The 10,776-nt window shown below is 46.6% G+C and carries 14 protein-coding genes; 12 read left to right on the forward strand and 2 right to left on the reverse strand.

Annotated features, from left to right (window positions below; all coding sequences use genetic code 11):
* Positions 1 to 208: 208 nt before the first annotated feature.
* From VN105_RS07220 to VN105_RS07240, 5 genes are all read left to right on the forward strand, one after another.
* Positions 209 to 1,066, forward strand: a complete 858-nt coding sequence (locus VN105_RS07220) for a sigma-70 family RNA polymerase sigma factor (RefSeq protein ID WP_012793808.1) — start codon at positions 209 to 211, stop codon at positions 1,064 to 1,066.
* A gap of 130 nt (positions 1,067 to 1,196) precedes the next feature.
* On the forward strand, positions 1,197 to 2,069 hold the full coding sequence (locus VN105_RS07225; RefSeq protein WP_325639357.1) for a DUF4249 domain-containing protein: 873 nt from the start codon (positions 1,197 to 1,199) through the stop codon (positions 2,067 to 2,069).
* A 20-nt stretch (positions 2,070 to 2,089) separates the two neighbouring features.
* Entirely contained in the window at positions 2,090 to 3,040 is a 951-nt protein-coding gene (gene trxB / locus VN105_RS07230) for a thioredoxin-disulfide reductase (protein WP_325639359.1), read from the forward strand.
* 78 nt (positions 3,041 to 3,118) lie between these two features.
* Complete coding sequence (gene folB, locus VN105_RS07235) at positions 3,119 to 3,469, forward strand: dihydroneopterin aldolase (protein WP_325639361.1); 351 nt, start codon at positions 3,119 to 3,121, stop codon at positions 3,467 to 3,469.
* A gap of 87 nt (positions 3,470 to 3,556) precedes the next feature.
* Positions 3,557 to 4,312 (forward strand): hypothetical protein, encoded by a 756-nt coding sequence (locus tag VN105_RS07240; RefSeq protein ID WP_325639363.1) that lies wholly within the window; start codon positions 3,557 to 3,559, stop codon positions 4,310 to 4,312.
* Between the two features lie 83 nt (positions 4,313 to 4,395).
* On the opposite strand, the gene VN105_RS07245 is transcribed toward VN105_RS07240, so the two are convergent.
* Complete coding sequence (locus tag VN105_RS07245; protein ID WP_325639365.1) at positions 4,396 to 5,727, reverse strand: MATE family efflux transporter; 1,332 nt, start codon at positions 5,725 to 5,727, stop codon at positions 4,396 to 4,398.
* A 140-nt stretch (positions 5,728 to 5,867) separates the two neighbouring features.
* Here VN105_RS07245 and VN105_RS07250 point away from each other — a divergent pair, with 140 nt between their 5' ends.
* The 4 genes from VN105_RS07250 to VN105_RS07265 are packed head-to-tail and all read left to right on the forward strand — an operon-like array spanning position 5,868 to position 8,237.
* Positions 5,868 to 6,737, forward strand: coding sequence for a DUF3822 family protein (locus VN105_RS07250; RefSeq protein WP_325639367.1), 870 nt, complete (start codon positions 5,868 to 5,870; stop codon positions 6,735 to 6,737).
* Positions 6,728 to 7,282 carry an RsmD family RNA methyltransferase gene (locus VN105_RS07255; RefSeq protein WP_325639369.1) on the forward strand — a complete coding sequence of 185 codons (555 nt, stop codon included), beginning with the start codon at positions 6,728 to 6,730 and terminating at the stop codon, positions 7,280 to 7,282. Before VN105_RS07250 ends, VN105_RS07255 begins: the two co-directional genes overlap by 10 nt.
* Positions 7,283 to 7,311: 29 nt before the next feature.
* A complete protein-coding gene (gene coaD, locus VN105_RS07260; protein ID WP_325639371.1) occupies positions 7,312 to 7,788 on the forward strand; it encodes a pantetheine-phosphate adenylyltransferase in 477 nt (158 codons plus the stop codon).
* Between the two features lie 17 nt (positions 7,789 to 7,805).
* Positions 7,806 to 8,237 (forward strand): hotdog fold thioesterase, encoded by a 432-nt coding sequence (locus tag VN105_RS07265; RefSeq protein ID WP_325639373.1) that lies wholly within the window; start codon positions 7,806 to 7,808, stop codon positions 8,235 to 8,237.
* A 6-nt stretch (positions 8,238 to 8,243) separates the two neighbouring features.
* Here the strand turns inward: VN105_RS07265 and VN105_RS07270 are convergent, their stop codons facing one another.
* Complete coding sequence (locus VN105_RS07270; RefSeq protein WP_325639375.1) at positions 8,244 to 8,864, reverse strand: NUDIX hydrolase; 621 nt, start codon at positions 8,862 to 8,864, stop codon at positions 8,244 to 8,246.
* A gap of 177 nt (positions 8,865 to 9,041) precedes the next feature.
* On the opposite strand from VN105_RS07270, the gene pyrE reads away from it, so the two are divergent.
* The 3 genes from pyrE to VN105_RS07285 all read left to right on the forward strand — a co-directional run.
* A complete protein-coding gene (pyrE, locus tag VN105_RS07275) occupies positions 9,042 to 9,677 on the forward strand; it encodes an orotate phosphoribosyltransferase (RefSeq protein WP_325639377.1) in 636 nt (211 codons plus the stop codon).
* A gap of 51 nt (positions 9,678 to 9,728) precedes the next feature.
* Entirely contained in the window at positions 9,729 to 10,106 is a 378-nt protein-coding gene (locus VN105_RS07280) for a heavy-metal-associated domain-containing protein (RefSeq protein WP_325639379.1), read from the forward strand.
* A 289-nt stretch (positions 10,107 to 10,395) separates the two neighbouring features.
* Positions 10,396 to 10,776, forward strand: a 381-nt coding sequence (locus VN105_RS07285; protein ID WP_325639381.1) for a hypothetical protein, incomplete at its 3' end; no start/stop codon positions are given.

The raw sequence follows: 10,776 nt of genomic DNA on the forward strand, positions 1-10,776 counted from the left end.
TAAAATTCCGTTTTAAAACTGTACTTTGTTATATGGCTGGCAAATATAAGAAGGATTTGGTAGAGTGATTGGTTAGCACGATCTTTGCAGACTTATTTCGAAACAAAACAATAAAGCGCGGGAAACTTTGTAAGTTAATAATTTTAAAAGTTCCGAACAAAAATTTTCTTTCGCTGTTATTTATTTATAAACCAATACAATTTTTCATATGAGGCAACTTAAAATTGCCACCCAGATCACCAATCGTGATTCGCAGGCGGTAGAAAAATACCTGCAGGAAATCTCGAAGATCCCTTTGTTAACACCTGAGGAAGAGACCGTTTTGGCGCAGCGCATTAAAATGGGCGATCAAAAGGCTCTTGAAAGATTGACTACAGGAAACTTACGTTTCGTTGTTTCTGTTGCGAAGCAGTATCAGCACCAGGGCCTTAGCCTGAGTGACCTGATTAACGAAGGTAATCTCGGCTTGATCAAGGCGGCGCAGCGTTTCGATGAAACCAAAGGTTTCAAATTTATCTCTTATGCAGTATGGTGGATTCGCCAATCCATTCTGCAGGCGCTGGCTGAACAGGGTCGTCTTGTTCGTCTCCCGCAAAATAAAATTGGCACTTATAACAAAGCTAACAAAGCTTACATGGCATTTGAACAGGAAAACGAGCGCGAACCTTCTACCGAGGAACTCGCAGAAATCCTGGAGATGTCTGAATCAGAAATTAACAATATTTTCCAGAGCAACACCCGTCACATGTCGCTGGATGCACCTGTGCACGAAGCTGAAGATGTAGCCATGGGCGATTTGCTGGAAGGTGGAGATATTACTGACGACGACGTGATGAGAGATTCTCTCCGCGAGGAAATACGCCGGGTATTAAAATCCCTGAGCCCACGCGAAGCTGAAATTGTGAATGCTTATTTTGGTCTGGATGGTGAAAATGGCGCAACAATCGAACAAATCGGTCAGAAATACGATCTGACAAAGGAAAGAATCAGGCAGATTAAAGAACGTGCTATTAAAAGGCTGCAAAAAGCCCGCTATAGCGGCGCCCTGAAATCTTACCTGGGATAATACCTTTATTCGCTGAGTTAACACTAACGAAAGAATAAATCTACTAATCCTCTTTATTCTATAAGAACACCGGCCTTGTAAATACATGGCCGGTGTTCTTATTTAGTGAACAGCCCTTATTTTTGCACTCATGCGTACGCCGCTCTTCCTTATCCTGGTTACATTGATCTTTGCCGCCTGCGAGAAAGATATCAGCGTTGCTTTGCCGGTACAGGACCCAGAACTGGTGGTGGAAGGCAGGTTTGAAAGCGGAACTTACCCCGCGGTAATACTTACGCATAGCCTTAACTATTTTTCACAGATAGATCCGGCCGTATTGTCAAATGCCTTTGTGCATAACGCTACTGTCACCGTTTCCGATGGCAGCAGGACCATGAAACTGACCGAACAATCAATAGATACCGGCGGCATGAAGTTCTTTATATACCTGCCGGACCTGTCACAACCTGGCAACTTCACCGGGAAGGCGCCGGGTACCTATACCTTACACGTCAACGCTGACAATAAGGCATATGAATCTGTGACAACTATACCGGCACGCGGCATGCAACTGGACTCCCTCTGGTGGACATTAGTGACAGTAGACGATTCCACTAAGGCCCGCTTATGGGTGAAGATAACGGATGCTCCTGCATTTGGGAACTATGGAAGATATTTTACAAAGAGGAACAGCGAGATATACTTACCAGGACTGAACTCTGTAATAGACGACCAACTGGTGAACGGCGCAACATTTGAAATTCCTGTGGACGCCGGCGTAAACAAGAATCTTGATCCCGACGACAGACAGGACGCATTCTTTGAACTCGGAGATACCGTTACCCTGAAGTTTTGTAATATTGACAAAGCAACCTGGGATTTCTGGAGAACACTCGATTTCGCTTTCAACAGTAATGGTAATCCTTTTTCGTCGCCCACAAAGATATTAGGGAATGTACCCGGCGCATTAGGCTACTGGGGCGGCTATACAGTAACCTATAAAACAATTATTATTAGCAGGTAATTATACATACAGCAAACAAAATGGAAAACAAGCAACAAGAGCATGTGCATTTATTGATCATCGGTTCCGGCCCTGCCGGTTATACCGCTGCTATCTATGCTGCAAGAGCCAACCTTAAACCAGTATTATACCAGGGTATTCAACCCGGCGGACAATTAACCATCACTACTGAAGTTGAAAACTATCCCGGTTACCCCGAAGGTATCCAGGGACCGGAAATGATGGTGGATTTTGAAAAGCAGGCAGTCCGCATGGGCGCCGATATCCGCTATGGCATGGCCACTTCCGTGGATTTCAGTAAACAGCCTTATAAAGTAACTATCGACGAAGAAAAGGAGATCACCGCTGATGCGATCATTATCGCTACCGGCGCCTCTGCCAAATGGCTGGGACTTCCTTCCGAGCAACGTTTGAACGGCAGCGGCGTGAGCGCCTGCGCTGTTTGCGACGGGTTCTTCTTCCGCGGCAAAGAGGTGGCTATTGTAGGCGCCGGCGATACTGCAGCTGAAGAAGCGCTTTATCTTTCTAAAATGTGCAGTACCGTGCATATGCTGGTACGCCGCCACGAAATGCGCGCATCTAAAGTAATGCAGGACCGTGTGCTGAAAACCTCCAACATCATCGTGTACTGGAACTCTGAAACAGATGAAGTATTAGGTGATAAGAAAGTGGAAGGTCTCCGTATCCTGAACAATAAAACAGGCGAAAAGAAAGAAATACCGGTAAGTGCGTTCTTCGTGGCTATTGGCCACCAGCCTAACTCCGGTATCTTTAAAAACTACCTGACCCTGGATGAACAGGAATATATTGTTACAGAACCGGGCTCCAGCCGCACCAGCGTGGAAGGCGTATTTGCCTGCGGCGATGTGCAGGATAAAATTTACCGCCAGGCGGTAACTGCCGCCGGCAGCGGATGCATGGCCGCACTGGATGCAGAAAGATACTTATCGGCAAAAGAACACCACCAATAATAAATTGTATAGTAGATAGTGGATCTGCAGGGATATCTTTCCTGCAGATCCATTATTTATTATGCCTAATTTCCTTTTATGCTTACTATCGCTCTCGAACAGGCCACCTTTTATGCTTACCATGGTTTATACCCGGAAGAAACCATTATTGGTAATCACTTTGTGCTGGATGTGGCAGTTCGTATACCCGGTACCGTGCCGGTAGATGATTTATCGGAAACGGTTAACTACCAGGGCATCTATGAAATAGCTAAGGCGGTGATGGCCATTCCGCGGCCTTTACTGGAGGAAGTGGTGTATGAACTAACTGATGCGCTTAAGCAAAGATACCCGGGCATCCAGCACAGCACGGTTACCCTCCGCAAAATGAATCCGCCCATGGGCGCTACCATCCGCAATTCGCTCGTGTCCCTGGAGAAAGACTACTAAGCACTATTTTTTGGGATATGTATGATGTTTCCGTAAATTTATAGCTATAAGTTAATCAACAAATTCTTACGCTGTAAAACCTGTCCTATGTTGAAACGGATCATGGCAGTTTGCTTTTTATTATCAGCGGTACTGTTTGTACAGGCCCAGAGTGTTGGTGAAATGATGGATGAGGCCAGGCAGCTGGAGAAACAGATGAAAGAAAGCGAAGCATTTGAAAAAGATAAGGAAATTCTCAAAATACAACCCGCTGAGCTGGATGCCCTGAACCAGGCCAGCCAGTTATGTTCCCGCATCGGCAACCGGCAAAAAAACAAGGAAGATAAAATCAACTATTTCAATCTTGCCAAAAGCTACGCCCAGCAAGCGCTTAAGGTAAATCCTAACAGCCCTGAATCCAATTTGTCCATGGCCATTGCCATGGGACGCATGGCATTGATTTCTGGCGCAAAAGATAAAGTGGCTGCCTCTAAAGATGTAAAAAAGTACGCAGAACTGGCTATCAAATTTAATCCTTCCCTGGCACAGGGCTATCATGTTTTAGGCAAATGGAATTTTGAAGTGGCGAACCTGAACGCCTTTGAAAGAGGCGCCGCTAAAATGCTGTTTGGCGGTTTGCCCGACGGCTCGCTGGCAAATGCCATCAGCAATTATGAAAAGTGCCGCCAGCTCGACCCCGCTTTTATCCTCAACTACTACGAACTGGCCCGCGCCTATAAAGCAGATGACCAGCAGGAAAAGGCCATTGAAGTGCTGAAAAAAGCGCTTACGCTGCGTAACATTGTTCAGGACGACGCCAGTATTAAAGCGGATTGCAAAAAAATGCTGGACGACCTGCAATAGCGCGGAATTTGTCTGACTCTGGATTATAATGATTTCGCTGATTACACTGATCTTAAATTTTGTTTTTGGGGAGAAGCTGGATTTCAGATCTCTTTCCCTTTCCATCTGCCGCTGCGCAGGTACCAATAGCTTATTCCGAAGATAATGATCCAGTAGATGAAATCTGCTCCCCAGGCCCAGTGCAGTTCACTGCGCATTCTTTCAATAACGATATCGCAATACAACAGGTAGCCCAGAACGGCGATTATTTCCGTTACCAGGTTAATTCTTGTATTGCCGGTACCCACCACACCACTCATTACCACCGCAGCTACCGCCATTAGTATAGTACTAAGGGTAATCACCCTGATGGAGGGGATAGCCATGGTGATCAGGTCGGCACTATTGGTATAGATATGAAGCAACGTATAGGGGAACAGGTTAACCACAATACACATGGCCATAGCGCATCCGGCGCTGATGGCCACAATTTTCCGGATAATGGGAAATACCTGTTCGGGGCGTCCCTGCCCTATGATATTGCTTACCATGGTATTGCAGGCTGCCGCCAGCGCCCAGGTGAAAATACCAAAGAACCCAAAGATACTGCGGAGCATATTGGATACTGCGAGCGGACGCTCTCCCAGGTGCTCAATAAAAATAAAGAACACAAACCACCCGCCAATGCTGAAGAGGAACTGAACAATCAGCGGGGCCGATACATTCAGTATATTCCGGATAATGTCCCAATTGAGCCGCAGGTAATTGAACAGGCTGTACTGCAGGTGATACCGCCGGATGAACAGGATGCTGAACGCCACACCGCAACCCGTGATCTCTGCAATTACCGAAGCGGTAGCGGCGCCGTTAAGTCCCATGGCCGGGAGGCCGAGCTTCCCGAAGATAAGCGCATAGTCAAAAAAGATGTTCATCATTTCCTGGAAAAGAGAAGTAATCGCCAGCACCTTTGAATGGCCGCTGCCTATATAAAAGGCGTTGGCCATATTCAGTAACATAAGAAAAGGAAGCCCCCATATACGGATACGGATAAACGAAACGGCGGCGGAAATGATATGCGTATCATGCAGGCTTTTCGAAAAGAACCAGGGAGCTGCCAGCAAAGTGAGGAGGATGGCCAGCCCGGAGAAAAAAAGACCTACCTGTATACCGTTGGAAAACAGCTGCCCGATGCCGGTATACTGCCGCTGGCCGGCCCTCCGGGCAATAAGCACCTGCATCCCATTGTTAAGGCCATAGGCAATCATATACATCACCAGGTAATAGATACCGGCAATCCCATTGGCGGCCAGTTCAAATTCGCCCAGGCGCCCAACAAAGGCGGTATTGGTAATGTGGTTGATCTGCGGGATAATAAGTGCCAGGCATATAGGTCCTGCTATTTTGATAATCTGCCGGGTGTTGACTTCCAGTTGCATGAATCGTTCGCTGATTGTGGGTATAGGCGCAAAGATAGGTCTATCTGCTGATCATCTCCCTTATATAAAACAACAAAACGCCCTCACCAATTAACTAAAAAGAGTATTATTGTAATTCATTTGAAAGGTTAAATATGCCCGTGGCTTATAACATCCATCCTGCATTTACAGTAGACGATGAAACCCTGCTGGAAACTGATCTCACTGCCTGTAATTTACTGGTACTGGTAGGAAACGGAACATTCAGCTATGTAGTGTTTGATCCGGCTGTAAAGAAATTCCTGGCGCTGAAATCCTATCATTTTACTCCCCGTAAGCTGGCCCTGGCCGACCTGGAGATGATAGAGCAGGTATTTGATACCGACAAGCTGTTATTTACGGCCTTCAAATCTATCCTGCTGGCCTTTAATACCGGCGGGGGCGTGCTGGTACCGCATATGTATTATACGCCGTCCACGAAAAAGGACTTCCTGCACCTGGCGGTACCGGAAAAGATGCAGGAAGCAGTACTGTCCGACCTGCTGCCTTCATTACCGATGGTGAATGTATACAGCGTGGATAAAGACCTGCTTGGTTTTTTACGTAAAGAGTTTTCTACGGACCTGGTGATACATGCCAATTCCGCCTTGTTGCAGTCGTACCCCATGGACCTGGATTTCCAGGCGAAAGACGGCATTGCCTTCGTGGAAGTGGACCAGCAACGGTTTACAATGACGGTTTATGCCGGCGGCAAACTCCTGATCCAGCAGGAAGGCGATTACCAGTCGGGCCTGGATGTAGTGTATAACCTGGTGAGCATACTCCGTCAGCTGGAACTGAACGAGCAGCTGGTGAAGGTAAAGCTGGGAGGGGCTGTAGCTACTGATACCGGCGTATACCAGGAAATGTATAAGTTCATACCACACCTGGAGTGGATACAAAGGATACCGGGTTTCAGCTATATCACCAAAATGCAGGAAATACCGGGTTATTATTTTCATAACTTATATGCGTTGGCACTATGCGTATAATAGGAGGAACGAGTGGGGGACGAAAGATACAACCGCCTGCAAAAATGCCGCATACCCGGCCTACTACAGATATTGCGAAAGGAGGGCTGTTTAATATTATAGAAAATAACCTGGATATTCCCTCTTTAAAAACACTGGATATTTTTGGCGGCACAGGGAGTATCAGTTTTGAACTGGCTTCCAGGGGCGCAACAGATATGACCGTTGTAGAGAAAGACCCGGCAATGGCCGCTTTTATCGGGAAAACTGCGCTGGCACTGGGAATTGAACACCTTAAAACGGTGAAAATGGATGTTTTCAAATACCTGCAGCAGTGTACGGAAAAATTTGACTTCATTTTTGCTGATCCTCCCTATATGATGGAAACACTGGATCAGCTGCCCCTGCTCGTGTTTGAAAAAGAGTTACTCAATCCTGAAGGCTGGCTGGTGGTGGAACATACCCAGCATAAGAAGTTCCAGGATTATTCCTACTACCGTTCTGAAAGGAACTATGGGGCAACGGTATTCTCCATATTTATTAACCGGGAGGAATTAAAACGCTGACCGTTTACCGATCATTCAATCACAATTATATGAGGACTTGTTTATTCCCTGGCACATTTGACCCTATTACACTGGGACATACAGATATCATCAGCCGCGGGCTTGAACTGTTCGACCGCCTGGTAATAGGCATTGGCGTAAACAGCAGTAAAACGCCTATGTTTGCACTGGAAGAGCGGATGAGCTGGATCAGGGAGATGTATAAAGATGATCCGCGGGTGGAGGTGGCGTCCTATTCCGGCCTGACCGTTGATTTCTGCAGGCAGTTAAACGCCCGTTTTATTTTGAGGGGAATCCGCTACGTGAGTGATTTTGAATACGAGAAAGCAATTGCCGACGTGAACCGCACGGTGGCGCCGGAAGTTGAAACTATCTTTTTAACAACGGTTCCCCAGTATTCCAGTATAGCCTCCACCCTGGTAAGGGATATTTATAAATACGGGGGAGATGTAACGCCATTCCTGCCGCCGGCAGTACTGGAAGGCATCAAACGTTTGAAGCAATAATTTTTAAAGCAGCCATTATGAAAACGATCTGGCACAATACCAAGATCTCGCTGGACCAGTTAAATGAGATGGGAGGAGCCACCATGGCTACTTACCTGGGGATGGAATTTACCGAAATAGGTCCGGATTATCTGAAAATGATGATGCCGGTAGATCACAGGACCGTACAACCCTACGGCTTATTACATGGCGGTGCTTCCGCAGCTTTGGCCGAAACAGTAGGCAGTATGGCATCGGGCCTGATCATTAACCCTGAAACGCAGATTTGTGTTGGCATTGAAATCAATGCCAACCACATAAGAGGGGTAAAAGAGGGATATGTACATGCCTGCGCCCGGCCTTTGCATATAGGCAGTACCAGTCACGTGTGGGACATCCGTATTACAGACGACCAGCATAAGCTGGTATGCGTAAGCCGGCTTACAGTGGCCATACTGGCTAAAAGATAGGTGGTATTACATATCCGCCGCCCTGAAAACCTCTCTTATATTTTCGTAGGAGTATTTAAGGTATTTATCTACATTTTCCGGCTTGATCCATTGCAGGTCCTGGATATCTTCTTCTATTTGCGGAACGGTTAACTCCGTACCGGTAAACAGCATCCGGTACCAGTAAGTATGTTTCAGTACTTTTTTATTTTTCATGGGATAGTAGTGGAACGTTTCTGTGATCTTATGTTCCAGTGAAACGTTGTGCAGGCCTGTTTCTTCGGCTACTTCACGCAAGGCGCAGGTTTCGAGATCTTCCCCCGGATCCTGTTTTCCCTTGGGCAGGTCCCATTTACCGCGGCGGAACATCATGAGCACTTCGCCGGCGGGATTGGTTACCAGGCCGCCTGCGGCCACCAGGGTAGTGAAATGGAGGGATACTTTTTTAAAGAGCTGTTTTATATCCGGTGCAATAAACACTGCTGCGTCTTTTTTCCCATCTTCCAGTTTCTGCAATACGTTTTCCATCTTTTTGGTATCCGGGTTATCGTATATTTTGGCGCCATTGAGGCGGGCCGGAATGGCAGTGGTGTCGGTACTCAGCAGGAGCGGGCGTTCGTTGAGGTAGATCGTGATATTTGCTTGCATCCCGCAAATGTAATTACGAATTGTGAATTACGAATTGAGAATTTAGGAAGATGTGAAACAGGATAATGACCTTACCTGTAAATCCGTTTACCGCAGTTCATAAATAGGATAATGTTATTCATAAATGTGACACGTTTATTCTTAAATCGACTAAATGATAGTACTTTTGGCGCTTGTATGAATAAAGTAAGCGAAAAACAAGTTGCAGAAAAGTTACTGCAGGTGCAGGCCGTTAAGTTAAGCCCTGCACAGCCTTTTACATGGGCTTCCGGCTGGAAATCACCGATCTATTGTGATAACAGGAAGGTTTTATCTTTCCCTTATGTGCGCGACTATATTAAATCAGAGTTGAGCAACCTGGTGTTTGAAACCTTTCCTGATGCTGCTGTGATTGCAGGAGTGGCTACTGCCGGTATTCCGCATGGGGCGCTGGTAGCGGATCAGCTGAAACTGCCGTTTATTTATGTAAGGTCCAAGCCGAAAGAGCATGGCATGGGCAACCGGATTGAAGGCGTATTGCAGCCCGGGCAGCCGGTAGTGGTAATAGAAGACCTGATTTCAACGGGTAAAAGCAGCCTGGAAGCAGTACAGGCTATACGTGAGGCCGGTGGTGAAGTAATAGGTATGGTGTCTATTTTCAACTACGGTTTTGATATAGCGGTAAAGGCTTTTGAGACAGCAGGCGTACCGTTTTACTCGCTCAGCAATTACTCTGCTATGATTGCGCTTGCTGAAGAAAAAGGGATTGTATCTGCAGATGAAATTGCCACATTACAGGCCTGGAGAAGCGCGCCGGATCAGTGGGGTAAGTAGTGAAAATTGCATATCACTTTTTTTGTATATTCGGGTTATAATATTACAACTATGCGTATCCTAAAATTAGTAGTGTTGTTCCTGTTCGCCGGTATTGGCGCGGCAATGGCACAACAAAAGCAGAAGGCTGTGGAAACAGCGAAGATCAGCACGCCTACTGTGCAGTGTGAGTCGTGCAAGAACCGTATTGAAAGGTATATGTCGCATGAAGAGGGGGTTCAATCTGTGAAAGTGGATTTCAAGAAGCATATTACAACGGTAAAGTACTATACCGACCGTACCAACATTGAGAATATCAAAACCGGTATTGCCAATGTAGGTTATGATGCGGATAATGTGACTGCCAATCCTGAATCTTACGCTAAACTGCCTACCTGCTGCAAGAAGCCGGAAGATGGCGGTGGAATGGACCCGAAGAAAAAGCATTAATTATACTGTTTCAGCCTTTGGTATGCGGCAACCGGCCGGCTTACCAAAGGCTGAATTGTTGCCGGTTGTGTTTATAGGGACCGGTTCCCTTACCTGGGGCGGATATGGGTGAATGTTTGGAGATGTATGTTACCCGGACTGTCGGGTTCCCTCAAAATGAGATTTCCTGTGAAAGGCTGATGGCAAAATGATTTCTCTATACACATACCTGAAAGCTCATTCTTTAAAGTTTACTGTTATTCCGATACTGTTTAATCCACTAAAGCATCATTTTTCTGCACTTCAGCAGATGCTTGTTCAATCAGATCCTGCTGAGATAACTACGCGCCTGCTTTCTCTTGGGGGCTCGCAGATGGACATGTACGCCGGTCCGTTGGCGCCGGAGGCCATTTTCGATGAAATAAGGGCGCAGTTAAAATCGGCGGGAGTGGACACAAGAGCGGCTTATGAGGCATTTCTGGCGAAAAGTGGCGGTTATGCAGAAATGGTGTTATCGGATACTTCTGTGTGGATTTTGCGGTTGGCAGAAGATAAGGCCCATTATATCCATTTGCATCCGGGCCGTTACAGCCCGCATACTTTCCGGGTAAAAGCATCGGCGCTTAAAACAGCATTGGCTTACCAGGCAGCGCGGCAAACTGGTATACTTACAAACAATTTGCTGGCAGAT

The sequence above is a fragment of the Chitinophaga sp. genome, assembly GCF_035564935.1.
Lineage (GTDB): Bacteria > Bacteroidota > Bacteroidia > Chitinophagales > Chitinophagaceae > Chitinophaga.

What these genes read in the sequence shown, in the direction of transcription:
- VN105_RS07220 (WP_012793808.1), top strand. Translation starts at nt 209, where the DNA reads ATGAGGCAACTTAAAATTGCCACCCAGATCACCAATCGTGATTCGCAG.
- VN105_RS07225 (WP_325639357.1), top strand. Translation starts at nt 1,197, where the DNA reads ATGCGTACGCCGCTCTTCCTTATCCTGGTTACATTGATCTTTGCCGCC.
- trxB (WP_325639359.1), top strand. Translation starts at nt 2,090, where the DNA reads ATGGAAAACAAGCAACAAGAGCATGTGCATTTATTGATCATCGGTTCC.
- folB (WP_325639361.1), top strand. Translation starts at nt 3,119, where the DNA reads ATGCTTACTATCGCTCTCGAACAGGCCACCTTTTATGCTTACCATGGT.
- VN105_RS07240 (WP_325639363.1), top strand. Translation starts at nt 3,557, where the DNA reads ATGTTGAAACGGATCATGGCAGTTTGCTTTTTATTATCAGCGGTACTG.
- VN105_RS07245 (WP_325639365.1), bottom strand. Translation starts at nt 5,727, where the DNA reads ATGCAACTGGAAGTCAACACCCGGCAGATTATCAAAATAGCAGGACCT.
- VN105_RS07255 (WP_325639369.1), top strand. Translation starts at nt 6,728, where the DNA reads ATGCGTATAATAGGAGGAACGAGTGGGGGACGAAAGATACAACCGCCT.
- coaD (WP_325639371.1), top strand. Translation starts at nt 7,312, where the DNA reads ATGAGGACTTGTTTATTCCCTGGCACATTTGACCCTATTACACTGGGA.
- VN105_RS07265 (WP_325639373.1), top strand. Translation starts at nt 7,806, where the DNA reads ATGAAAACGATCTGGCACAATACCAAGATCTCGCTGGACCAGTTAAAT.
- VN105_RS07270 (WP_325639375.1), bottom strand. Translation starts at nt 8,864, where the DNA reads ATGCAAGCAAATATCACGATCTACCTCAACGAACGCCCGCTCCTGCTG.
- pyrE (WP_325639377.1), top strand. Translation starts at nt 9,042, where the DNA reads ATGAATAAAGTAAGCGAAAAACAAGTTGCAGAAAAGTTACTGCAGGTG.
- VN105_RS07280 (WP_325639379.1), top strand. Translation starts at nt 9,729, where the DNA reads ATGCGTATCCTAAAATTAGTAGTGTTGTTCCTGTTCGCCGGTATTGGC.